This window comes from Arthrobacter sulfonylureivorans (genome assembly GCF_047607445.1).
Taxonomy (GTDB): Bacteria; Actinomycetota; Actinomycetes; order Actinomycetales; family Micrococcaceae; genus Crystallibacter; species Crystallibacter sulfonylureivorans_A.
Map to the genome: position 1 here is coordinate 65,243 of NZ_JBLKRT010000016.1, position 22,295 is coordinate 87,537.

Genomic DNA, 22,295 nt, shown 5'->3' on the forward strand with positions numbered 1-22,295 from the left:
CCCTCACCCATCCATCAGAAGGACGATGATGTCTACGAGTACACAGTCACCCTTGGCCCCCGGCTCCGCCACAGTACGCGAACGGCGGCGCGTCATATTCTCCAGCTATCTGGGCACCACCATCGAGTTCTACGACTTCCTGCTCTACGCCACAGCATCCGCCGTGGTCTTCGGGCCGGTGTTCTTCGCGAACCTGGATCCGTGGGCCGGCGTGGTCGCCTCCTACGGAACCTTCGCCGCAGGCTATGTTGCGCGGCCGCTGGGCGGCATCATTTTCGGCCACTTCGGTGACCGACTGGGCCGGAAGAAACTGCTGGTCATTTCGATGATGCTGATGGGGCTCGCCTCGACGGCGATTGGCCTGGTCCCCACGCCGGAGCTGATCGGGCCGTGGGCCGCAGTGATGCTGGTGTTCCTGCGGGTGCTGCAGGGCATCGCCGTGGGCGGGGAATGGGGCGGCGCGGCGCTGATGGCGCTGGAGCATGCGGACCCCAAGGCGCGCGGGTTCGCCGCATCATTCACCAACGCCGGGGCACCGACCGGTTCGGTGCTGGGTCTGTTGATGATGAGCATGTTCTCGGCACTGCCACAGGATCAGTTCCTGAGCTGGGGCTGGCGTGTGCCGTTCCTGCTGTCCTTCGTCCTCCTGTTGCTCGGTCTGTACGTGCGCTCGCGGGTGTCGGAGAGCCCGGTCTTCCAGCAGGCGCTGGAGCGTGAGGCTGCCGAACGCGCCGCAGCGCCCACGGCCCGCCGCACCATTCCGCTGCTACAGGTGCTGCGCCGGCCGGGCCTGCTGGTGACGGTGATCCTCGCGGCCACATCCGCTTTTGCCCTGCAGACGCTGCTGTCCACCTTCTCCATCACCTACACCGTCTCGCTGGGCGTGCCGCGCTCCGACGTGATGCTCGCGTTCGCCGGCGCCGGGGTGATCAGCATCGGCACCACGCTGCTGATGGGCCGGATTTCCGACCGGGTGGGCCGCAAGCCGCTGATGATCGCCGGCAACATCCTGTTCATTGCGGTCACGCCCGCGGTCTTCGCGCTGCTCTCCACCGGACACATGGGCTCGATCTTCCTGGCTTTCACGCTGGGCATCGTCACGCAGACGGTGCTATACGGGCCGATGGCGGCGTTCATCGCCGAGCGGTTCGGCACATCGTCCCGCTACACCGGTGCCTCCGTCGGCTACCAGATCGCCACGCTGCTCGGTGCCGGCTTCACCCCGCTGGTGCTGGCCAACCTCTACGGCGGCAGCGGCGCCTCGCTGACCCCGGTGATCGTCTACCTGTCCATCATCGCCGCGGTCAGCCTGGTCACCGTGATCTTCATGCCCGAGTCCAAAGACCGCAGCCTGGGCGACGAACCCGGACAGGAATCCGCGCTCGGAACAGGGCCGGCAACTGCCGCCCAGCCCGCGCAGTAGACCGCAGAAGGAAGGACAACTTATGGCCAAGATCAGCTTCCACCAGCCCGGCGGCGGAGTGGACATAGTCGACGCCGACCCCGGCACCTCACTGATGCGCGCCGCAGTCAGCAACGGCGTGGCCGGCATCGTGGGCGAGTGCGGCGGCCAGGCGATGTGCGCCACCTGCCATGTCTACGTCCGCGAGGAGTATTTGGACGGGCTGCCCCAGATCGGCGAGGACGAGGACGAGATGCTCGACTGCACAGCCTCTCCGCGGGACGATGTCCGCAGCCGGCTGGGCTGCCAGTTAAGGGCGGGCGACGACTTCGCGGAAATCGAGGTGGACCTCCCGGCGGAGCAAAGCTGAGTCTTCACCGAGGCGCCCGTGGTGCCGCGACTGTCCGTGCCGGTGATAACCGGCACGGACAGTTGGCGTTTCGGACGAAAAGGCGAACACCGCCGTCGTTGTCGGGGTTGTAGGCCTTGTGGGGCCGGATTGGCGGTGATCCGGGAACGTGCGCGATGGTAAAGTCAGGGCAAGTATGCTTTCCGTCCACAGTGCTGCGCGGAACGCCGTCGAAGCGCCTAGGTGTATCGGCCAACCAAGACTTCAGTGCCGGCTACTCCGGCGTAGGGCGTCGTAGCCCGCAAATAAATAGCACCACAGAGATCGGGATTCATGAACACCAAGCCGCTGCAAACTCCTCCGAAACTTGCCAAGGGCGCCATGCGCATTGTGCCACTGGGCGGGCTCGGTGAGATCGGCCGGAACATGACGGTCTTCGAGTACGGCGGCAAGCTGCTGATTGTGGACTGCGGCGTGCTGTTCCCGGAGGAGCAGCATCCCGGCGTGGACCTGATCCTGCCGGACTTCTCCTACATCCGCGAGCGGCTGAACGATGTGGTCGGCATTGTCCTCACCCACGGCCACGAGGACCACATTGGCGGTGTGCCGTACCTGTTGAAGGAACGCGGCGACATTCCGGTGATCTCCGCGAAGCTGACGCTGGCGTTCGTGAAAACCAAGCTGCAGGAGCACCGGATCAGCGCCAAGATGGTGCAGGTTAAGGAAGGCGACCGGAAGAAGTTCGGCCCGTTCGACCTGGAATTCCTGGCCGTGAACCACTCGATTCCGGACGGCTTGGCCGTGGCCATCCGCAGTGGCGCCGGCCTGGTGCTGGCCACCGGTGACTTCAAGATGGACCAGTTCCCGCTGGACCGCCGGATCACCGACCTGGCCGGGTTCGCGCGGCTGGGCGACGAGGGCGTGGACCTGTTCCTGCCGGATTCCACCAACGCCGAAGTGCCCGGTTTCCTCGCTGCGGAGGCCGATCTGGTGCCGGCAATCGATACGGTCATGCGCACCGCCCCGCGCCGCGTGATCGTCTCCAGTTTCGCCAGCCACGTGCACCGCATCCAGCAGGTGATCGACGTGGCACACAAGTACGGCCGCAAGGTCGCTTTCGTGGGCCGGTCCATGGTGCGCAACATGACGACGGCGCGCGAGCTCGGCTACCTGAACATCCCGCGCAACGTGCTGGTGGACTTCAAGGAACTGGAGAAGCTGCCGCCCACCAAGGCCGTGCTGATCTGCACCGGCTCGCAGGGCGAACCGATGGCGGCACTGGCCCGGATGGCCGGCGGTGACCACATGATCGACCTGACCGACGGCGACACCGTGCTGCTGGCCTCTTCGCTGGTGCCCGGCAACGAATCGTCCATCTACCGGCTGATCAATGACCTGACCAAGCGCGGCGCTAACGTGGTGCACAAGGGCAACGCCAAGGTGCACGTGTCCGGCCATGCCTCGGCCGGCGAGCTGGTCTACTGCTACAACCTGGTCCGCCCGAAGAACGTGCTGCCGGTCCACGGCGAGCACCGGCACCTGAAGGCCAACGCCGAACTGGCCATCCGCACCGGTGTGGACCCGAAGCGCGCGCTGATCGTCGAGGACGGCACCACCATCGACCTGAAGGACGGCGTTGCCCGGGTCTCCGGCCAGATCGCTGCCGACTATGTCTACGTGGAAAACATGGTCCCGGGTGCTGCCACCGAAGCCTCCCTGCAGGACCGTCTGCGGCTGGCGGAAGACGGCGCGGTCACCGTGTTGCTGATCGTCAACCCGGATACCGGCCGGCTGGAAGAAGAGGCCGAGTTCTTCCCGGTGGGCTTCGCCCCGGCGGTGGAGCAGCTGGAGAAGGCCACCGGCATCGTGGAGAAGACCCTGATGGGCCTGCGCGGAGACAAGACCGGGCCGGAGGCCGAAAAGGCAATCGCCCAGGCCCTGATCCGCTGGTCCGACCGCGCCCTCCGCCGCAAGCCGGTGGTCACGGTCATCATCGTGGAGGCGTAGCCCCTCTTAGCGCACACACAGCAGCGCCCCTGCCCGGACTGACTGGGTAGGGGCGCAGCTGTGTTCGAGCTACGGGACCGGGATGGTTCCGGCGTAGTCGGTGCTGTAACCGGTGACCGGCTGGTGCGGGATGTCTTCCCAGCGGTCGGCGTCCTCCTGCTGGACTTCGCCGGTGGCCAGGCCCAGCAGCAGCTCCTTCATGGCGAGCAGGTTCTGCTTGATGCTCTTGCCGCGGGCCTTCTGGCCCAGGCTGCCGTCCGAGGTGTTGCCCGAGGTTTCGAAGAAGACCACCGGATTGGAGTGACCCTCCGGGTTCATCCCCTGGTAGTTCAGGCCCAGCATCATGGCCGAGACCACGCCGCCCTTGATGTCGATCTCCTGGCCGTTGCCCACCTGGTAGCGGTCCATGTTGATGGAGCCGTACTTGGACAGTTCGTCATACACGTACACGTGCATCTGGCGGGTCAGCTCGTCGTAGGCGCCGTCCTTGATCCCAGGCAGGGTCGGCCCGCCCGGAGCCAGCGAGATGCCCAGCGACAGCGTGACGTCGTCGCCGGTGCCCCATTCCTTCTTCAGGCCCTGGTGGTGGATATCGATGCCGTAGGCCGGCTTCACATCGGTCCAGTATTCGTAGAACGCCAGCGATTCGTTCGCCACGAATCCGTTGGGCGTCCAGTCCCGGTTCAAGTCGATCCGCTGCTCCCGCCCGTTGGAACCGAACTCCGGAAGATTGTTGGCCTGGTCCCAGAGGACGGTGTGCCGGATGTTCGCTTCCGCGCCGTCTGGGTTGTACATCGGGATGAAGTGGAAGGTGAACTTGTCGCGCAGCAGCTGGTACTCGGACGAGCCGTTGGTCCCCAGGTCCTTCAGCAGCGTCAGAATTGAATCGGTGCCGTAGGGTTCGTTGCCGTGGATGCGCCCCTGGATCCACACGTGTTCGGCGCCGTTGCCGACCGTGGCCACCCAGAGATCGCGGCCCTGTTCCGATTTGTTCACCTGCGTGCCCGCTTCTTCCAGCGTGAAGGCGTCCACGCCAAAGCGGCTGGTCTTCTCCAGTTTGCGCAGTTCCTTCACCACATCGTCGTAGGTCAGGATGCTGGAAATATTGGTGTTGCCCTCGGTAGAGGGGAAGTTGGCATCGGCCAGCACCGGCGTCGCGGCGCTGAAGGGAATGACGACGGCGAGGGCCGCCGCCGCTGCCAGGCTGCGGTAGCGCTTGGGTTTGGCCACAGGCTGGTTGGTGCTGCTCTTGGGCTGGTGCTTCACTGCATGTCCTCCAAAGGTTGAGCGATTCATCCCTGCACGCAGCCGGTTGGGTCGGCGGCGAACAATGGGACCGGCAGCTCGCGCGAGCTGCCGGTATCGGAGAGGCTAACGGCACATCTGGGAATAGCCCAGAGCCGGCGGCCGGAACCCGGCCCAGAATGCCGTAATTTCCCTCAGCCGCGCCGGATCAAGGGCCCGTTGTTGATTGCTGGACCCGGGTGGCGAGGATGCCCGAGACCGGTCCCAGCACGATGAGCGCGGCCCAAGTGATCTTGCCCGCCGTGCCGCCGGCTACCAAAGCGATGGGTATTGACACCGCGAAAACCAAGGGTGGAACGAGGAAATCGAGCACGAAGGCTGTGTGGTGCCGAGGCGTCATCGGGTCGATTTCGAGACCGTGCCGACGGGCAATCTCAAACATCAGCAGTTGAGCCAAGGACGCCAAAATGATGTTCGCGGCGTACAGCACTGTGGTCAGCTCAAGCAAGGTTGTCTCCGGGTCGCTCACGCCCTGGGTGGTGAACGGAATCAGGATGACGAACGCGGCCGCCAGTAGGTTGGCCGTCGTCGTCGCCGAATCGAGTGCGGAGAGCCGTTTGATCAATCGGAGGTTTATGCGCCAGAACACGGCGATCACGGCGAAGCTCAGGGCGAAGCCGGCGAGTTGGTGCACGACGCCCGATTCGAGCAGCGCCCGCGGGTCTTGCCAGGCCTCCGGGGAGGGAGCGTCGATGTTGGTGACCAGCAGCGTGATGGCGAATCCGTAAATGACATCGTAGAAGCTGAGCCCACGGTCGAACTCGCTGGATTCGCGTGCCAGCACGGCGGCGTTGCGCACCGGATCCACTGCTTTCGAGCGGGAAGCGTCAGGGCCACTCGCGCGGGCAGCTGGCCGGCGATCAGGTCGCTGTTCCACGTGATTAGCGTGGCGCAACGGACGTGGCAGTGCAACGGTTTGAGGCAGCCGGTGGAGTGACGGCTGCTTGCAGAGCTTCCGGCAGGTTCCGTGGAGCGGTAACCTCAACCTGTGAATCCTGAGGAGTTGGCCAACTTGGCCCATCTGCGCCGGGCCCGGGACCTGATTGACCGCGATTATGCCCAGCCGCTGGACGTGCCGACCATGGCGGCCAAGGCGCTGATGTCACCGGCCCATTTCTCCCGCCGGTTCAAGGCAGCGTATGGCGAATCGCCATACAACTACCTGATGACCCGGCGGATCGAGCGGGCCATGGCGCTGCTGCGCGCGGGCTGGACCGTGACGGATGCGTGCATGGAAGTGGGCAGCACCTCGCTGGGTTCCTTCAGCACGCGGTTCACCCAACTCACCGGCGAGAGTCCCAGTTCCTACCGCAACCGCGGGCACGAGGCGGCGGAAGCGATGCCGCCCTGCATCGCCAAGATGCTGACCCGGCCCATCGACCCGCGATCGAGCAGGATCAGAGAAGCGGCAGCGCCGGCCCCTGCGTAGGTTGGGCGCATGAATATTTCACTTCAGTACTGCAACATCACCGTCAATGACCCCGCCGAATCCATCCCGTTCTACCGGGACGGCCTCGGTCTGGAAGTCCGCAACGACGTGGCCAACGGGGGCTTCCACTGGATTACCCTGGGCAGCCCCGACCAGCCGGAACTGGAGCTGGTGCTGTCCGCTCCGCACGCCGGCCGCTCACAGGCCGACGGCGACCAGCTCCAGGAACTGCTGGTCAAGGGCGTGCTTCCCATGCTCGTCTTCCGCACCGACGACCTGGACGCCCTCTTCGAGCGGCTGGTCTCCTTCGGAGCTGAAGTCCTGCAGGAACCAATGGACCAGCCGTGGGGTCCGCGCGACTGCGCGGTGCGGGACCCCTCGGGCAACATGATCCGGATCAACGAAGCCAAGTAAGCCCACCACAACGACGCCGGGCGCTCACCTTCGCCAGGTGAGCGGCCGGCGTCGTTCATTTCGTTCCGATGTGGCTGAGCGCCATCAGTGGCCGTCAGGCCCTCTGGCTGACACCAGCGACGACGGCGCCGCGCCGACCATCACCTCGACGGCGCGGGCCAGGTGGGTGTGCCGGTCGGCGACGCCGTTCCAGCGCACCAGTGCCTGCGCGTTCAGCCCGTCAATCATGCCGAGGATCTGCCACGCCACCGATTCCGCATCCGGTGTGCTGAATTCACCGGCCGCAATGCCTGCTGTCACCAGGTCCTTGATCACGGACTGCCAGGCATCCATCTGGTCCCGCACACTCACAGCCAGTGTTTCGTTGCGGCGCCCCAGCGACCAGGCTTCCACCCACACCGCCGTCACATCGAGGCGACGGTCGTCGAGGAGGGTGTCCAGCAGCAGGCTGAGGCCCTGCCGGGGCGTCGGCAATTCGGCCAGCAGGGCGGCGACCTCTTCGGTTTCCGCGGCAACGATGCTGGAGAAGGTTTCGGCCACCAGGGCGTCAACGGTGGGGTAGTAATGCGCGACCAGGCCCGAGGCGACGCCGGCACGCCGGGCCACGTTGCGCAGCGTGATGGCTGCAAGGCCCTGCTCCAAGGCAATGGTCCGGGCCGCTTGGGCCAGTTCCGCGGCACGTTCGGCCGGAGCTTTGCGCGGGGCCCGTCGGGGTGAGGTGGTTGACATCATCAATCAGTCTAAAGTACTTTGCAGCTTATTGATCAATTGATCAATAAGCCTTTCCGGGAGTCAGCGGTGCGCACGTTCCGTACGCCGGCAGAGCATCAGGAGGTTCCATGGCGTGGCGCATGCCCGCGGAAACAGCACCGCACGAGCGGATCTGGATGGCTTTTCCCCGGGCGGGGCTGACGCTGGGCGAGGACGCTGCGTCAGCCGAGGAAGCTTACGGCGCGTGGACCGCCGTGGCGCAGGCGATTGCGGAGTTTGAGCCGGTCACCATGGTGGTGGATCCGACGGAACGGAAACGTGCCAGCCGCATGTTGGGCAGCGGAATCGACCAGCTCGAAGCGCCCTTGGATGAGTTCTGGATGCGCGACATTGGACCGACCTTCGTGGTCGACGACGCACGTCCCGGGGTGCTCGGCGCGGTGGACTGGACCTTCAACGGCTGGGGCGCGCCGGCGTGGGCGGAGTGGGAGAAAAGCCGCGGCATCGGCCGCTTCGTCGCCGAGCAGGCCGGCGCGGAGCTGGTCAGTTCCCTGTTGGTCAACGAAGGTGGCGCGATCCACGTTGACGGCGCAGGCACGGTGCTGGTGACGGAGACCGTCCAGCTGGACCCCGGCCGGAATCCTTACACGGACAAGGAAAGGGTCGAGGCGGAACTGGCCCGCACCCTGGGCACCACGCACACCGTGTGGGTGCCGCGCGGACTGACACGCGACTACGAGGATCTCGGCACCCGCGGGCATATCGACATGGTGGCCACGATTCCTTCGCCGGGACGCCTCCTGCTGCACCTGCAGAACAACCCCGCCCACCCGGACTTTGAGGTGAGCCGGCAGCTGCGGGACTTCTTCGGGACCCAGCTGGATGCTGCCGGGAAACCGTTCGAGATCATCGAGCTGCCAGCTCCGGACACGCTCAAGGACAACGACGGATTCGTCGACTGGAGCTACGTCAACCACCTGGTGGTCAACGGGGGAGTGATCGCGTGTGGCTACGGCGAGGAACGGGCGGACGCGCTGGCCGCCGAAATCCTGGCCGAGGCGTACCCCGGCCGGCGCGTGGTCACGGTGGACGCGCGGCCCATCCTGGCCCGCGGAGGAGGAATCCACTGCATCACGCAGCAGCAGCCCGCGCTCGCCGCCACGGAGGCCTGATGGGCCCGTTCGATGTGGTGGAAGCGTCGATTGCGCAACTGCGCGAGGCGCTGCAGACCGGACAGGCCACCAGCGAGCAACTCACCCAGGCGTACCTGGACCGCATCGCCGCCTACGACCACAGCGGCATCCGGCTGAACGCCGTCGTCGTGATGAATGAAGACGCGCTGGCGGAAGCCCGCGCTTCGGACCAACGGCGCTCGCGCGGTGAGGCACTCGGCCCGTTGGACGGCATCCCGTACACGGCCAAAGACAGTTATCTGGCCCACGGCCTCACCGCCGCCGCAGGTTCGCCCGCCTTCGAGCACCTGGTGGCGCAGCGCGATGCCTTCGCCATCGAACGGCTGCGTGCGGCAGGAGCAGTGCTCATCGGCCTGACGAATATGCCGCCGATGGCCAACGGGGGCATGCAGCGCGGTCTCTACGGACGTGCCGAAAGCCCCTACAACGCAGACTTCCTCACTGCCGCCTTTGGCTCCGGTTCCTCCAACGGATCCGGGACCGCGACGGCGGCCAGTTTCGCGGCCTTCGGGCTCGCCGAGGAAACCTGGTCCAGCGGGCGGGCGCCGGCATCGAACAACGCGCTCTGCGCCTATACCCCCTCGCGCGGCGTCATCTCCGTGCGGGGCAACTGGCCGCTGGTTCCCACCATGGACGTGGTGGTGCCGCACACCCGCTGCATGGCCGACCTGCTCGAAGTGCTGGACGTCATCGTGGCCGACGACCAGGAAACCCGCGGCGACTTCTGGCGCGCGCAGCCGTGGGTGCCGATTCCGGCCGCGTCGTCCGTCCGGCCGGAGTCCTATCCCGCGCTGGGGGCCCGGGGGCTGCAGGAAGCGTGGGACACGTTGCGCGGCAAGCGCTTCGGCGTGCCGCGGATGTACATCAACGCCGACCCCGAGGCCGGCACCGGCGACCACCCCGGCATCGGCGGTCCCACCGGACAGCGGATCGAGACCCGATCCTCCATCATTGAGCTGTGGGAGGCGGCGCGGCGGGACCTCGAAGCGGCCGGAGCCGAGGTGGTGCCGGTGGATTTTCCCGTGGTGTCCAACTACGAGGGTGACCGGCCCGGCGCCACCACGATCGGCACCCGCGGCCTGGTCAGCGCGGAGTACCTGCGGCGCGAGATCCTGGACCTATCGGCCTGGGCGTGGGAGGACTTCCTCGCTGCCAACGGGGACCCCGCGCTCAACTCACTGGCGGAGGTGGACGGGGCGCGCATCTTCCCGCATCCCGAGGGCGCGCTGCCGGACCGCTATGACGGGTTCGACGACGACATCGCCGTGTATCCGGCGCACGTGCGCAACCACGGTGTGGCGTCATTCCTCGAGATCCCGGAACTCGCGGAGGGCCTGCGCGGACTCGAGGAAACCCGCCGGGTGGACCTTGAGGAGTGGATGGACCGGCACCGGCTGGACGCCGTCGTCTTCCCTGCGGTGGCAGACATCGGCGCTGCGGACATGGACACCAATGCGGCAGCTGCAGACCTCGGCTGGTGCAACGGCGTCTGGGTCGCCAACGGGAATCTGGTCCCGCGGCACCTCGGCATCCCCACCGTCACCGTGCCGATGGGGACGACGACGGACATCGGCATGCCGGTTGGACTCACCTTCGCCGGGCGCGCCTATGGCGACAACACCTTGCTGGCGTTGGCTGCCGCCTTTGAAGCCACCGGCTCCCGGCGCACCGAGCCGCCGCGGACCCCGCGGCTGGCCTGATCGGCGGGACCGGCTCACCCGGCCGAGCAGCGGGCCAAGGTCACGGCAGTTGATCCGGGCGGGCAGCCTCGGCCCGGCGCAGCACGTCGACGGCGGCGGCGACCCGGCGCGGGGGAGTGTGGCCGGCCGGCAGCAGGGCCACGATGGCGTTGCGGGCATGCTTATCCGCCACCGGCCGGTGCACCACCTGGAGTCCGTCAAAAGTGGTGCCGTCGACCGGAGGGCTGTTGGCGAATGAGTAGCCGAGGCCGCGGGCCACCATGCTGCGGATGGTCTCCATGTTGGCGCTGGTCCAGCGCACATTGAGCTCCACGCCGGACAGCCGCGCCACCGTGGTCAGACGCTCGATGGTGGGCGGGACGTCCAGCAGGATGGCAGGTTCGGCGGCGATGTCTTTCAGCCGCACCGCGGACTCCTTCGCAAGCAGGTGGCCCTGAGGCAGGACCACCTGGAGTTGGATGTCCTTGAGGACCTCCCGGTCCAGATCGTCCTCGGCCTGAAGTGCATAAACCAGCGCGACGTCGAGCCGGCCTTCCCGCACCCCGTCCTGCACGGCTCCGGCAGAGCTTTCGGTGAAGCGCAGGTCCACCTCCGGGTGGTGCTTCGTGAAGTACTCGGCCAGCGGTGGCACCAGCCGTGGCGAGAGCGTCTGGCTACAGCCGACGCGGAGCGGGCCGCGAATCTGTCCCAGGTTGTCGGAGATGGACGCTGCCGCCTCGGTCACCCGTTCGAGCACCGCCCTGGCGTGGGTGGCGAACTCGATTCCGGCCGGCGTCAAGGCAATCTGGCGTGACCGGCTGCGCACCAGCAGGTCGGCTCCCAGGGCCTTCTCGAGTTGTGCGATGGCCATGGATGCGGCAGCTTGTGAGGCGTGGCAGGCGGCCGCGGCGGCGGTAACGGAGCCGTGGTCCACCACGGCGACAAAGTACTCCATTTGCCGCAGCGTGAGCTCAGACATAAGTCCTCTTGATGGTTCGCATCGGAACAATTGATTTTCCATATTATGTGGCCTGCAGCACACTTGTAGCAACCAGCCCCGACCCCAACCCTTCGAGGAGTTCCACGTGCAACCAACCAGCAACACCAGCACGGCGGTGAAGGCTCCGGCGACGCTGCCGGAAGCAAACGAGTCGCTGAACACGCGGGAGATGCGCCGCATCCTCTCGTCCAGCTTCATCGGCAGCGCCATCGAGTACTACGACTTCATCCTGTATGCCACGGCGGCGTCGCTGGTCTTCGGGCACGTGTTCTTCGCTAACCTCGGCGATGGGTTCGCCCTCTTCGCCTCCTTTGCCACCCTGGCCGCCGGCTATGTGGCCCGTCCGCTCGGCGGTGTGGTCTTCGGGCACTTCGGCGACCGGATCGGCCGCAAGAAAATGCTGGTGCTGTCCATGCTGATCATGGGCGTTGCGACCATGATCATCGGCATGCTGCCGCCGACGGCGCAGATCGGGATGGCGGCTCCGATCGCCCTGGTCATCCTGCGCCTGGTCCAGGGCGTCGCGGTCGGCGGTGAATGGGGCGGCGCCGCACTGATGGCGCTGGAGCACGCGCCGAAGACCAAGCGCGGTTTCGCCACCTCCTTCGCGAATGCCGGTGGACCTGCCGGTGCCATTCTGGCCACGCTGGTGGTCTCCGCCGTCTCCGCCGCCACCGGCGACCAGTTCCTCGAGTGGGGCTGGCGCATCCCGTTCCTGCTGAGCGCGGTCCTGATCGTCGTCGGCATGGTGATCCGGCTGAAGGTGACGGAGTCGCCGATGTTCGCCAAGCTGGAGGACGCCAGCGAAAAGCGCAAGATGCCGCTCCTGGACGTGCTGCGGAACCACCCGAAGGCCGTGGTCCTGGCCCTCGTCGCCACCATGAGTTTCTACTGCTGCCAGGGACTGCTCACCGTCTGGGGCGTCTCGGTGGCGGTGGAGAACGGCGTGGACCGCTCCGGCGTGCTGAACTGGAAGGCCGCCGGCGCCGTTATGACGCTGATCGTGACCTTCTGGGCCGCCCGGATGAGCGACCGCGTGGGCCGCAGGAAAATGCTGGTCATCGGCGGCATCATCGGCATCGTCCTGGCCTACCCGCTGATCGTGCTGCTGGACAACGGCACCCTGTGGGGCTTCGCCGTCGCCATCGTCGTCGGCAACGGACTTGTCCAAGGACTGCTGTATGGGCCGATCGGCGCCTTCATCGCGGAGCAGTTCCCCACCCACGTGCGTTACACCGGCGCTTCGCTCGCATACCAGGGCGCATCCGTGCTGGGAGCCGGCTTCACACCGATGATCGCCACCGGCCTGGTGATCGCCGCCGGCGGAGGCACCGCGCTGGTGGCAGTCTTCTGGGCGCTGGTCATCGCCGCGGGCACCGCAGCCGTCCTGATGACCCGCGAAAGCCACCGCGCCGAGATCGGCTGACACACCAACCGGCCCAGGCCGTTGCAGTATCCCAGCCGTCCACCCCGCTGCCCTGTGGCGGGGTGGACGGCGGCACCACCAAAGGAAAAACCATGAACGATCATCTCCACAACGGCCCGCACCCGGTGCGGGACTACGCCGGGTTCGAGGGAACCGTCGCCGAAAAAGCCAGTGAATCCGTCGCCGCGTGGAAGCCGGCAACGCGTGCCCCGGAAGGCGCGCCGAACGTCGTCGTGATGTTGATGGATGACATGGGGTACAGCGACATTGCCCCGTTCGGCGGGGAGATCGACACCCCGGCGCTGGCCGAAATTGCCGCGGACGGGTACCGGCTGGGCAATTACCAGACGCCGCCGATGTGCGCGCCGGCGCGGGCCGCGCTGATGACGGGAATGAACCCGCACCGGGCCGGTTTTGCCTACGTGCCGCACATGGATCCGGGTTTCCCGAACTCGGCCATGGAACTGCCGGCGGACGCGCCCACGCTGGCGGAGAACTTCCGGGCGGCCGGATACGCCACGTTCATGGTGGGTAAATGGCATCTGACGGTGGAGTCGAAGATGCACGATGCCGCGGAGAAGTCCTCGTGGCCGGTGCAGCGCGGCTTCGACCGCTACTACGGCTGCATGGACGGGTTCACCTCGCTGTTCCACCCGCACCGGTTGGTGCGGGACAACAGCCAGGTGGTGGTAGACGAATATCCGGAGGACTACTACCTGACCGACGACCTGACCGATCAGGCGATGGGGATGATTTCCGAGTTGCGCAGCAGCGACGCGGGCAAGCCCTTCTTCCTCTACTTCGCGCACACCGCGGTGCACGGGCCGGTCCAGGCCAAGGCGGCGGACATGGAGAAGTACCGCGGCCGCTACGAATCCGGTTGGGACCACATCCGGTCGGAGCGGTTCGCTCGGCAGGTTGAGCTGGGACTGTTCCCGGAAGGCACGGCCTGCGCCCCGCGCAATGCCGAGCCCGGATCCGACGTGGTGCCGTGGGGTTCGCTCAGTGCCGAACAGCAGGCGCTGTTCGCCCGCTACATGGAGGCCTACGCCGCCGCGGTGGACAACGTGGACCAGAACCTGCGCCGGCTGACGGACCACCTGAAGGCACTGGGCGAGTATGAGAACACCATCATCGTGTTCACCTCGGACAACGGCGGTACCTCGGAGGGCGGCGACACCGGGACGCGCAGCTACTTCAGCCGTTTCTCGGCACCGCGGTCCGGCCTGCCCAAGGACTGGCAACCGGACGTGCCGCGGGACCCCGAGCTGATCGGCGGCCCGCGGACCTACGTGCACTACCCGCGCGGCTGGGCCTACGCGTCCAACACCCCGTTCCGGATGTACAAGACGTTCCCGCATGCCGGCGGTGTCCGGGTGCCCATGCTGTTGTCCTGGCCTGCCGGCCTGCCCCGGACGGCGGATGACGACGGCGTCCGCCACCAGTTCGCGCATGCCGTGGATATCGGCCCCACCTTGCTGCAACTTGCCGGCGTGGAGCCGCTGGCCGAACGCCACGGGCTGCCGGTCCGGGAAACGGACGGTGTGCCGTTCGCCAACTGGCTGCGGAACCCGGCGGCAGCGTCGGCGCACACCACCCAGTACACCGAGCTCAACGGCCGCCGCGGCTACATCGCCGGGACGTGGAAGGCGATTGCCCCGGAGCCCAACGGTCCCGGCTGGAAACACGACGGCTGGGAACTGTACGACCTGGCCGCCGACCCCACCGAACTGGTCAACGTAGCCGCCGAACACCCGGACAAGGTGCGCGAGCTCGCCGCGAAATGGCAGGCAGATGCCTGGTGGAACCAGGTCTACCCGCTCAACGACGACGGCTCGTTCAACCGCAACCGGCCGCCCAGCGAACTGCTGCTGGAACAACCGGTGACGCTGTACCCCGGCGCACCCACGCTGGAGCGCTACCGCTCGGCCAAGCTGGTCCGGCTGCGCTCCTTCACCATCGACGCGCACCTGGAGCTAGCGGACGGCGACGGCGGCGTGCTGGTGGCGCACGGCGACCAGGGCGGCGGCTACGTGCTGTTCATCGAGGACGGCCAACTGGTCCTGACCTACAACGAGTACGGCGAGGTCAAGCGCATCGGCGCCCCGATCGAACCCGGGCTCCACGACGTCAGGGTGGAATTTGCCGCACTGCCGGACTTCAAGTGGGCCATCAGCCTGCACCTGGATGGGCGCCAGTCGGCCATCCTGCCGGAGGTCTTCCAGCTGACCGGGATGGCACCCTTCGCCGGAATCAGCGTGGGGCTGGACCGCGGCGGCCCGGTGGACTGGGAGCTCTCCCGGCGCCACGGCTGCTACCGCTACACCGGGCGACTGCGCCACGTCCGCTACACCCCCGGCCCCAAGGCGGACTACAACCCGGAACAGATCATCGAACTGGACCGCGCCATGGCCGCTGCCTTCGAATAACGACGGCGCTCAGGCAGCGATGGTGCGGAAGCCGATGTTGCTGGCCGCCGAGTCCGGGGTGTTCTTCGACCGGGCGGCGACCCGGTAGCGGTTGCAGTACGAATCGTGGCACAAGAACGATCCACCGCGCATGACCCGGCCCTGCCCGATGGTGGGCCCGGTCGGGTTGTCCTCCGGCGACTTGCGGTAGTACTTGGGCAGGAACCAGTCGGAGCACCATTCCCACACATTGCCGCTGGTCTCATAGAGGCCAAAGCCGTTCGGCGGGAAGGTGCGCACCGGGGCAGGGCCGAGGAAGCCGTCGTCGAGCGTGTTGTGCGTGGGGAAGGCGCCCTGCCAGATGTTGCAGCGGTGCGTCCCGTCCGGCTCCACCAACTCGTTGCCCCAGGGGTAGCGCGCCTGATCCAGGCCGCCGCGCGCGGCATACTCCCACTGCGCCTCGGTCGGCAGCGCCCGGCCGGCCCAGCGGCAGTAGGCCATCGCGTCGTTCCAGGACACCTGGACCACGGGGTGGTCCGGGACGTCCTGCCAGAAGGATTTCGGCCCGTGCGGATGCGCCCAATCGGCGCCCCGGACGGTGACCCACCACTGCAGGCCCTCGGCCCGGCCCAGAATGTCGGGCTCATCGGCGGCGACCAGGAGGTGGAACACTGCTGAGTAGCCGTAGACCTCGGACTCGGTGCGGTAGCCGGTGGCGGCGACGAAACGGTGGAATTCGGCATTGGTTACGGCGGTGGCGTCCATGGTGAAGGGAGACAACGCCACCGCGTGGACCGGGCCTTCGCCGTCCTCCGGGTAGCCCTCGTCGAACGCGTCGCCCATCAGGAACCGTCCGCCGGGCAGCGAGACCTGCTCGATGCCACGCTTCTGGGTGGCGGGAGCGGCCGCCGCGGCGGCACCGTTGTGCTGGGCAGCACTTCCGGTACCAGTTGCAGGGGTCGCCGAAGTGCCGGCTTCGCGCTCCGGCCCATGGCAGCAAGACATACGGCTCCTTCGCAGGCTGTCCTTTCAGGATAGTGCCGTGCCGGACCGGTCAAGCACCGGACGGCTACGATCGCAGCATGAGCTTCAGGCCGACGACGAAGGGCCACCTGACGCCGGGCACCGGGTCCGCTGTGACAAGGTTTGCGGCGCGAGCGGATGCAGCTGCCTTCGTGCGCCAGATCTGGATTCCGGAGTGGGATCTGCCCGTCGGGGAGCAGACGGAGCAATTCGTGCTGGGCTATCCGGCCAGCAACGTGGTGGTGGAGCCGGACGGCGTCGCGATCTACGGGCCGACCAGCCGGGCGTCCACCAGGGTGCTGGTTGGCAGTGGGTGGGCGGTTGGCGCGCTGCTGAAACCCGCCGGGGTGCGCTTGTTCGCGGAGCGGCCGGCCGAACTGCTGGACGTGGATGCCCCGATAGCGGCGGCTGGCCTGCACCGGTCGATCTGCGAAGTGATGGGAAGTTCGGGGGCGGCGGAGCATTCCGGAACCGCAGAATCCGGGCCGGCAGATTCCTGGCTCGCAGGTTCCGGGCCTGCAGCTTCCGAAGACGCCGCTTCTGCTGCTGCATACCGCGCCCGCGCTGCCGATCTGCTGCAGGACTACATCCAGTCGCTCGCAGCCGAGCGGTCCGACGGCGGGATGTCCGACGACGCCGCACTCGCCAACCAGATGGTGGACCTGATCGACGAGGGCGATATCCGGTCAGCGCCTCAGTTGGCCCGGGCACTGCACCTGTCCGAGCGCAGCGTGCAGCGGCTGGCGTCCCGCTACGTGGGGATGTCGGCCGTGCTGATGCTGCGCCGTCGTCGCTTGCAGGACGCCGCCGAGCGCGTCCGCGCCGAACCCGCAACGGACCTCGGCGAACTCGCTGCCGAGCTTGGTTTCTCCGATCAGGCGCATTTGACGCGGGAATTCCGCCAGGTGCTGGGGTTCACGCCGCGCCAGTACCCGGCTCCGCCGGCGGCCCAGCGCGAGAAGCAAGGTTAGGCTTCGCCGGACGCCATCGATTCCGCCCATTCGGCCACGCGGCGGCTGCTCTCTTCCGGTGACAGGTCCTCCACCCGCGTCATGATGGACCAGCGGACGCCGAAGGGATCGCGGATGCTGCCGTACCGGTCTCCGGATACGAAAGTGTTGACGTCCTCGCGCACGCTGGCGCCCGCAGCCACCGCACGCTCCACCGCGGCATCCACGTCCGGTACGTAGAGACCCAGCGAATAGCAGTCATCGTCCCCCTCGGGCGAGCCGACCAGATGGTAGGCCGGGTTGACCTCGCCGAGCTGCAGGCAGCCGTTGCCGAAATCCAGGGTGGCGTGGACGACGACGGGGCTGCCGTCGGGGCCCGGCATGTCGGTCCGGTCCAGCAGTTTGGCTCCGAGGACGCGGGTGTAGAAGTCGATGGCGCCCGCAGCGTCGGTGAGCGCGATGAACGGCGTCAAGGACGTCATGCCGTGCGGGACGCCGTGGTCGGTATGTTCGCCGTGGGCGGGCTGGGTGGTGTTGGTCATCATGCCTCCAAGCTAGGGGCGCGGGCGGTGTCCGGTCTTGAAGATTTCCGCCAAGGCGCGGGGCGGGACTTAGCCGGGCACCGCCGTCGTTATTGAAGGGCACGGGAGCCGGCGGGGACCGCAGGTGCCCGGCTGCTGTGCTGGCATCGGCTAGCGTCCGGGCAGATCCTGCGCGACCAGGAAGGTGGTGCCGGTGGGGTCGGTCAGGGTGGCCATGCGGCCGAAGGGCGTGTCCTCGGCGGGTTGCACCACGCTGCCGCCCAGGGCGGTGGCCTTCTCGACAGCGGCGTCCGTGTTTTCCACGGCAAAGTAGACGCGCCAGTGGGCGGGGACGCCTTCGGGCAGCCAGGCTGTGGCGTCCATGATGCCGGCCGTGGCGTTCTCGCCCGCGCCGAGCGTGGTGTAGCGGAATTCGTCGGTGTCGCTCATGACCTCGGTGTCCCAGCCGAGAACGTCCTCGTAGAACTTCACGGTGGCAGGGTAATCACGGGTGAAGAGCTCGTGCCAGGCTGGGGCACCGGGCTCGGCGGCCAGTTGGTAGCCGGTATGGCCGGCGAACTCCCAGAGGCCCACGGCGGCACCGCCGGCATCGCCGATCATGGCCATCTTGCCCTGCTCGGGGACCTCCATTGGCGGCATGTAGACCTGGCCGCCGTTGGCTGCGGCCGCACGGGTGGCGGCGTCAATGTCCTCCACCCGCAGGTAGGTGCTCCACACGTCCGGGTAGCCGGAGTCCTGGCTCTGCATGATGCCGGCCACGGCCTGGCCGTCTTTCAGCGCCGTGGTGTAGCCGCCGTACTTCTCCTGGTCGCCGACCTCGTACGTCCAACCGAAGAGTTCGGTGTAGAACTGCTTGGCCTTCTCCGGATCGGAGGTCATCAGATCGACCCAGCAGGGTGCGCCGGGACTGAACGTGGGCTTGGGCATGGCGTGCTCCTGTTCAACGGAAGGGTGGTGGAGACATGCGCGAGCATACTCGGGGCCCACTCAGGCGGCAACGGAAAAATCCGGTGGCTTGGTGCGCGCACTGAGGCTTCCGGGGCGGCAACCGGTAATTCCACCGGTAATGCGTGACTTCTGGGCTAGTCGCGCCTTCTTTTATCCATGCCTCAAGGTTCACGCTCTTGACGGGCGAGGAAGCGCTCCACCCTCCGGTCCGGTAGCAGCCACAGGGCCGCCACCACCGTGTAGGCCGCGATGCTGACCAGCGGCTGCAGCAACGCCACCGCGATGCCGAAAACGTAGATGGGCGGTGAAATTTTCGCCTTCCAGTCCCGGCCCAGCGCCTGGGCCAGCGCCCCGTCGCGACCTTGCTGGCGGATGAGGCAGGTTTCCAGGATGTAGTACGCGATGGCGGCCAACAGCAGATTCAATCCGTAGACCAGAACCGGGATGGAAACAAAGCTCATCTCATCCATCCATCGGGTGGTAAACGGGAACAGGGACAGCCAGAAAAGCAGGTGCAGGTTGGCCCAGAGGATGGTGCCGTTGATTTTCCCGGCCAGGTGGAGCATGTGGTGATGGTTGTTCCAGTAAATACCCACGTAGACGAAGCTCAGCAGGTAGCTGAAGAACGCGGGGGCTTGCTCAAACAAGGCCTGCCAGGTGGGTTCTTCGGGCACGTGGAGTTCCAGCACCATGATGGTGATGATGATGGCCAGCACTCCGTCGCTGAATGCTTCGAGCCTGTTCTTGTTCATGGCGGAACTTCCATGCACGAAATCATCGTCCTGCCATTCGCGGTTGGGAAGTGCCAGGTGACCGGAAGGCCAGCAGGGGCGATCGGCCAGCATGCCGGGGAGTGCAATTTGGAACCAAGATTGTTGACAATCTCGAGGTTCCGGTGATTGACTTCACACGGAACAGACCGAGTGCAAGGAGAATCCGTGAACAACACCGAACCGGCGCTGTTGGTGGTCAGCGCCCATGCCGGCGACTTCGTCTGGCGGGCAGGCGGAGCGATTGCTGCCGCGGCGCAGCGGGGCGAGCGCGCCGTCGTCGTGTGCCTGTCCTATGGGGAACGCGGCGAGTCCGCCAAGGCCTGGCGCGAAGGCAAGGGCCTGGAGGAGATCAAGGCGATCCGCCGCGAGGAGGCGGAAAATGCCGCCGCAGCGCTGGGCGCGGAGGTCCGGTTCCTGGACGCCGGCGACTACCCGCTGGTGCCTACCCGCGAACTGGTGGACCAGCTGGTCCAGATCTACCGCGAGGTCAAGCCCACCGTAGTACTGACCCATCCGCTGGTGGACCCCTACAACGGCGACCACCCGGCCGCCGCGCGGATGGCGTTGGACGCGCGCGTGCTGGCGCAGGCCATCGGCTACGACGCGCCGGGCGATCCGCTGGGCGCGCCGCCGGTGTTCTTCTTCGAACCCCACCAGCCCGAACAGTGCGACTTCAAGCCGAACGTGCTGCTGGACATCACCGAGGCCTTCGCCGCCAAACGCAAGGCGATGGAGTGCCTCGGAGCGCAGCAGCACATGTGGGACTACTACACGGACCTCGCCGTCCGCCGCGGTGTGCAGGTCAAGCGCAACGCCGGCCCCAACCTCGGCTTCACCACGGACACCAAGGGCGAGGCCTACATGCGCTACTACCCGCAAGTGACCGACACGCTGGCATGAAAAACGTCATCGTCACCAACCCGCCGCGGGCCGAGCTGGCCGACGTCGACGCGCTCGCCGGCTTCGGCGTGGCCACGGTGCATGAGGCGATGGGCCGCACCGGGCTGGCCGGCCCGCAGTTCCGGCCGATCCAGTCCGGTGCCCGCGTGGCCGGCACCGCCGTCACCGTGCTGTGCTGGCCGGGCGACAACCTGATGATCCACGCGGCCATCGAACAGTGCCGGCCCGGCGACATCCTGGTGGTCACCACCACCTCCGAGTGCACCGACGGGCTGTTCGGCGAACTGTTCGCCACCGCGCTGCAGTACTGCGGCGTGCGCGGCGTGGTCACCAGCACCGGCATCCGCGACGTCGCCGAACTGCAGGCGATGGGCTTCCCGGCCTGGTCCGCGGCCGTGCATGCGCAGGGCACGGTGAAGGCCAGCGCCGGCGCGGTCAACGTGCCCATCACGCTGGGCCGGATTACGGTGCGGCCCGGCGACGTGGTGCTGGCCGACGACGACGGCGTGGTCTGTGTGCCGCGGCTGGACGTCCCGGCCGCGATCGAGGCGTCGAAGGCACGGGAAGCCAAGGAAGCCAAGACCCGCTCGGTGTTCCAGGAGGGCACGCTGGGCCTGGACTACTACGGGCTGCGGCCGCTGCTGGAGAAACTCGGCGTGCAATATGTGGCGGCCGAGGACTATGACGGCTGACCCCGACGGCGCTGCCCGGCCCCTGGACACGGGCCCGGCCTCCGGCCCCGCGCACTACGACGACGGCGTGCGCTGCCTGCTGATGCGCGGCGGCACCTCCAAGGGCGCCTACTTCCTGGCCGAGGACCTGCCAGCCGATCCGGCCGAGCGGGACGACCTGCTGCTGCGGATCATGGGCAGCCCGGACACCCGGCAGATCGACGGTATCGGCGGGGCACACCCGCTGACCAGCAAGGTGGCGGTCGTCTCGCGCTCGGCCGACGGCACCACCGACGTGGACTACCTGTTCCTGCAGGTGGCCGTGGACGAGGCCGTCGTCTCGGACAGCCAGAACTGCGGCAACATCCTCGCCGGCATTGGGCCGTTCGCCGTCGAACGTGGCCTGGTTCCGGCGCAGGAAAGCACGACGTCGGTGCGCATCCGAATGGTGAATTCGGACAGCATTGCCACGGCTACCTTCGCGACGTCCGGCGGCCGTGTGGACTACCGCGGCCACGCTGCCATCGACGGCGTGCCCGGCACGGCAGCGCCCATCACGCTGGACTTCGCCGACACCGCCGGCTCCTTGACCGGAGCCCTGCTGCCCACCGGCAACACCAAGGATGTGGTGGACGGCGTGGAGGTCACCTGCGTGGACAACGGCATGCCGTCCGTCCTGATGCGGGCTGCCGATCTCGGAGTCAGCGGCTACGAAGAGCCCGCTGAACTGGAAGCCAACGCGGAGCTGGCGGCCCGGCTGGCCCGGATCCGGCTGGAAGTGGCGCAACTGATGGGCATGGGCGACGTCGCCGGCAAGACCGTGCCCAAACTGGTGCTGCTCGCCGCGCCGCGCAACGGCGGCGCGGTGACCACCCGCAGCTTCCTGCCGGTGCGCTGCCACTCCTCCATCGGCGTGCTCGGCGGTACCACCGTGGCGGCCGGCATCCAACTGCCGGACGCCGTCGGGCACGAATTCACGCAGCTGCCCGCGGACGACGAGCCGCTGCGGCTGGAACATCCCACCGGCTACCTCGACGTGGGCGCCGCCCTGGAACAGGGGCCATCCGGCCTCACCACCACATCCTCCACGGTGCTGCGGACAGCCCGGAAGCTGTTCGACGGCACCGTTTTCCCCCGCGAACAAACACCAGCCACCACCTAAAGG

21 protein-coding genes are annotated in these 22,295 nt (G+C 67.2%); 13 read left to right on the forward strand and 8 right to left on the reverse strand.

Going from position 1 to position 22,295, the window contains the following annotated elements; genetic code table 11:
• The first annotated feature begins 28 nt into the window (after nt 1-28).
• The 3 genes from ACMX2H_RS09700 (at nt 29) to ACMX2H_RS09710 (ending at nt 3,758) form a co-directional block, all read left to right on the forward strand.
• Nucleotides 29-1,423, forward strand: coding sequence for an MFS transporter (locus ACMX2H_RS09700; protein ID WP_414960294.1), 1,395 nt, complete (start codon nt 29-31; stop codon nt 1,421-1,423).
• A 22-nt stretch (nt 1,424-1,445) separates the two neighbouring features.
• Nucleotides 1,446-1,772 (forward strand): 2Fe-2S iron-sulfur cluster-binding protein, encoded by a 327-nt coding sequence (locus ACMX2H_RS09705; protein WP_414960295.1) that lies wholly within the window; start codon nt 1,446-1,448, stop codon nt 1,770-1,772.
• Nucleotides 1,773-2,132: 360 nt separating this feature from the next.
• A complete protein-coding gene (locus tag ACMX2H_RS09710) occupies nt 2,133-3,758 on the forward strand; it encodes a ribonuclease J (RefSeq protein ID WP_414960296.1) in 1,626 nt (541 codons plus the stop codon).
• Between the two features lie 69 nt (nt 3,759-3,827).
• Here the strand turns inward: ACMX2H_RS09710 and ACMX2H_RS09715 are convergent, their stop codons facing one another.
• A complete protein-coding gene (locus tag ACMX2H_RS09715) occupies nt 3,828-5,024 on the reverse strand; it encodes a M14 family zinc carboxypeptidase (protein WP_414960297.1) in 1,197 nt (398 codons plus the stop codon).
• A 187-nt stretch (nt 5,025-5,211) separates the two neighbouring features.
• A complete protein-coding gene (locus ACMX2H_RS09720; protein ID WP_414960298.1) occupies nt 5,212-5,940 on the reverse strand; it encodes a TMEM175 family protein in 729 nt (242 codons plus the stop codon).
• 111 nt (nt 5,941-6,051) lie between these two features.
• Between ACMX2H_RS09720 and ACMX2H_RS09725 the strand changes: the two genes are divergently transcribed.
• Both ACMX2H_RS09725 and ACMX2H_RS09730 read left to right on the forward strand, forming a co-directional pair.
• Nucleotides 6,052-6,492, forward strand: a complete 441-nt coding sequence (locus ACMX2H_RS09725; protein ID WP_414960299.1) for a helix-turn-helix transcriptional regulator — start codon at nt 6,052-6,054, stop codon at nt 6,490-6,492.
• Between the two features lie 9 nt (nt 6,493-6,501).
• Nucleotides 6,502-6,906: a VOC family protein gene (locus tag ACMX2H_RS09730; protein ID WP_414960300.1), complete on the forward strand. Its 405-nt coding sequence runs from the start codon at nt 6,502-6,504 to the stop codon at nt 6,904-6,906.
• Nucleotides 6,907-6,990: 84 nt separating this feature from the next.
• On the opposite strand, the gene ACMX2H_RS09735 is transcribed toward ACMX2H_RS09730, so the two are convergent.
• A complete protein-coding gene (locus ACMX2H_RS09735; RefSeq protein ID WP_414960301.1) occupies nt 6,991-7,635 on the reverse strand; it encodes a TetR/AcrR family transcriptional regulator in 645 nt (214 codons plus the stop codon).
• Between the two features lie 110 nt (nt 7,636-7,745).
• Here ACMX2H_RS09735 and ACMX2H_RS09740 point away from each other — a divergent pair, with 110 nt between their 5' ends.
• Nucleotides 7,746-8,789: an agmatine deiminase family protein gene (locus tag ACMX2H_RS09740; protein ID WP_414960302.1), complete on the forward strand. Its 1,044-nt coding sequence runs from the start codon at nt 7,746-7,748 to the stop codon at nt 8,787-8,789.
• On the forward strand, nt 8,789-10,510 hold the full coding sequence (locus ACMX2H_RS09745; RefSeq protein ID WP_414960303.1) for an amidase: 1,722 nt from the start codon (nt 8,789-8,791) through the stop codon (nt 10,508-10,510). The genes ACMX2H_RS09740 and ACMX2H_RS09745 overlap by 1 nt, the downstream gene beginning before the upstream one ends.
• Before the next feature lie 40 nt (nt 10,511-10,550).
• Here ACMX2H_RS09745 and ACMX2H_RS09750 read toward each other — a convergent pair whose 3' ends face one another.
• Nucleotides 10,551-11,468 (reverse strand): LysR substrate-binding domain-containing protein, encoded by a 918-nt coding sequence (locus tag ACMX2H_RS09750; protein ID WP_414960304.1) that lies wholly within the window; start codon nt 11,466-11,468, stop codon nt 10,551-10,553.
• Nucleotides 11,469-11,574: 106 nt separating this feature from the next.
• Here ACMX2H_RS09750 and ACMX2H_RS09755 point away from each other — a divergent pair, with 106 nt between their 5' ends.
• Nucleotides 11,575-12,915 (forward strand): MFS transporter, encoded by a 1,341-nt coding sequence (locus ACMX2H_RS09755; protein ID WP_414960305.1) that lies wholly within the window; start codon nt 11,575-11,577, stop codon nt 12,913-12,915.
• Nucleotides 12,916-13,007: 92 nt separating this feature from the next.
• The gene (locus tag ACMX2H_RS09760; protein WP_414960306.1) at nt 13,008-15,344 is read left to right on the forward strand and encodes an arylsulfatase; all 2,337 of its coding nucleotides are present in this window, start codon (nt 13,008-13,010) and stop codon (nt 15,342-15,344) included.
• Nucleotides 15,345-15,353: 9 nt separating this feature from the next.
• On the opposite strand, the gene ACMX2H_RS09765 is transcribed toward ACMX2H_RS09760, so the two are convergent.
• Complete coding sequence (locus ACMX2H_RS09765) at nt 15,354-16,328, reverse strand: formylglycine-generating enzyme family protein (RefSeq protein WP_414960307.1); 975 nt, start codon at nt 16,326-16,328, stop codon at nt 15,354-15,356.
• A gap of 77 nt (nt 16,329-16,405) precedes the next feature.
• On the opposite strand from ACMX2H_RS09765, the gene ACMX2H_RS09770 reads away from it, so the two are divergent.
• Complete coding sequence (locus tag ACMX2H_RS09770; RefSeq protein WP_414960308.1) at nt 16,406-17,317, forward strand: helix-turn-helix domain-containing protein; 912 nt, start codon at nt 16,406-16,408, stop codon at nt 17,315-17,317.
• Here ACMX2H_RS09770 and ACMX2H_RS09775 read toward each other — a convergent pair.
• The 3 genes from ACMX2H_RS09775 to ACMX2H_RS09785 form a co-directional block, all read right to left on the reverse strand.
• Nucleotides 17,314-17,841 (reverse strand): VOC family protein, encoded by a 528-nt coding sequence (locus ACMX2H_RS09775; RefSeq protein ID WP_414960309.1) that lies wholly within the window; start codon nt 17,839-17,841, stop codon nt 17,314-17,316. The genes ACMX2H_RS09770 and ACMX2H_RS09775 overlap by 4 nt on opposite strands.
• Before the next feature lie 147 nt (nt 17,842-17,988).
• A complete protein-coding gene (locus tag ACMX2H_RS09780; protein WP_414960310.1) occupies nt 17,989-18,765 on the reverse strand; it encodes a VOC family protein in 777 nt (258 codons plus the stop codon).
• Nucleotides 18,766-18,947: 182 nt separating this feature from the next.
• Nucleotides 18,948-19,538 carry a TMEM175 family protein gene (locus ACMX2H_RS09785; RefSeq protein WP_414960311.1) on the reverse strand — a complete coding sequence of 197 codons (591 nt, stop codon included), beginning with the start codon at nt 19,536-19,538 and terminating at the stop codon, nt 18,948-18,950.
• Nucleotides 19,539-19,724: 186 nt separating this feature from the next.
• Between ACMX2H_RS09785 and ACMX2H_RS09790 the strand changes: the two genes are divergently transcribed.
• Genes ACMX2H_RS09790 through ACMX2H_RS09800 form a run of 3 tightly spaced genes read left to right on the forward strand, consistent with a single transcriptional unit; the run spans nt 19,725 to nt 22,292 of the window.
• On the forward strand, nt 19,725-20,459 hold the full coding sequence (locus tag ACMX2H_RS09790) for a PIG-L deacetylase family protein (RefSeq protein WP_136785933.1): 735 nt from the start codon (nt 19,725-19,727) through the stop codon (nt 20,457-20,459).
• The gene (locus ACMX2H_RS09795; protein ID WP_414960312.1) at nt 20,456-21,151 is read left to right on the forward strand and encodes a 4-carboxy-4-hydroxy-2-oxoadipate aldolase/oxaloacetate decarboxylase; all 696 of its coding nucleotides are present in this window, start codon (nt 20,456-20,458) and stop codon (nt 21,149-21,151) included. Before ACMX2H_RS09790 ends, ACMX2H_RS09795 begins: the two co-directional genes overlap by 4 nt.
• Nucleotides 21,141-22,292: a 4-oxalomesaconate tautomerase gene (locus ACMX2H_RS09800; protein WP_414960313.1), complete on the forward strand. Its 1,152-nt coding sequence runs from the start codon at nt 21,141-21,143 to the stop codon at nt 22,290-22,292. Before ACMX2H_RS09795 ends, ACMX2H_RS09800 begins: the two co-directional genes overlap by 11 nt.
• The last annotated feature ends 3 nt before the right edge of the window (nt 22,293-22,295 follow it).

What these genes read in the sequence shown, in the direction of transcription:
- ACMX2H_RS09700 (WP_414960294.1), top strand. Translation starts at nt 29, where the DNA reads ATGTCTACGAGTACACAGTCACCCTTGGCCCCCGGCTCCGCCACAGTA.
- ACMX2H_RS09705 (WP_414960295.1), top strand. Translation starts at nt 1,446, where the DNA reads ATGGCCAAGATCAGCTTCCACCAGCCCGGCGGCGGAGTGGACATAGTC.
- ACMX2H_RS09710 (WP_414960296.1), top strand. Translation starts at nt 2,133, where the DNA reads ATGCGCATTGTGCCACTGGGCGGGCTCGGTGAGATCGGCCGGAACATG.
- ACMX2H_RS09730 (WP_414960300.1), top strand. Translation starts at nt 6,502, where the DNA reads ATGAATATTTCACTTCAGTACTGCAACATCACCGTCAATGACCCCGCC.
- ACMX2H_RS09735 (WP_414960301.1), bottom strand. Translation starts at nt 7,635, where the DNA reads ATGTCAACCACCTCACCCCGACGGGCCCCGCGCAAAGCTCCGGCCGAA.
- ACMX2H_RS09740 (WP_414960302.1), top strand. Translation starts at nt 7,746, where the DNA reads ATGGCGTGGCGCATGCCCGCGGAAACAGCACCGCACGAGCGGATCTGG.
- ACMX2H_RS09745 (WP_414960303.1), top strand. Translation starts at nt 8,789, where the DNA reads ATGGGCCCGTTCGATGTGGTGGAAGCGTCGATTGCGCAACTGCGCGAG.
- ACMX2H_RS09750 (WP_414960304.1), bottom strand. Translation starts at nt 11,468, where the DNA reads ATGTCTGAGCTCACGCTGCGGCAAATGGAGTACTTTGTCGCCGTGGTG.
- ACMX2H_RS09760 (WP_414960306.1), top strand. Translation starts at nt 13,008, where the DNA reads ATGAACGATCATCTCCACAACGGCCCGCACCCGGTGCGGGACTACGCC.
- ACMX2H_RS09765 (WP_414960307.1), bottom strand. Translation starts at nt 16,328, where the DNA reads ATGTCTTGCTGCCATGGGCCGGAGCGCGAAGCCGGCACTTCGGCGACC.
- ACMX2H_RS09770 (WP_414960308.1), top strand. Translation starts at nt 16,406, where the DNA reads ATGAGCTTCAGGCCGACGACGAAGGGCCACCTGACGCCGGGCACCGGG.
- ACMX2H_RS09775 (WP_414960309.1), bottom strand. Translation starts at nt 17,841, where the DNA reads ATGATGACCAACACCACCCAGCCCGCCCACGGCGAACATACCGACCAC.
- ACMX2H_RS09780 (WP_414960310.1), bottom strand. Translation starts at nt 18,765, where the DNA reads ATGCCCAAGCCCACGTTCAGTCCCGGCGCACCCTGCTGGGTCGATCTG.
- ACMX2H_RS09785 (WP_414960311.1), bottom strand. Translation starts at nt 19,538, where the DNA reads ATGAACAAGAACAGGCTCGAAGCATTCAGCGACGGAGTGCTGGCCATC.
- ACMX2H_RS09795 (WP_414960312.1), top strand. Translation starts at nt 20,456, where the DNA reads ATGAAAAACGTCATCGTCACCAACCCGCCGCGGGCCGAGCTGGCCGAC.
- ACMX2H_RS09800 (WP_414960313.1), top strand. Translation starts at nt 21,141, where the DNA reads ATGACGGCTGACCCCGACGGCGCTGCCCGGCCCCTGGACACGGGCCCG.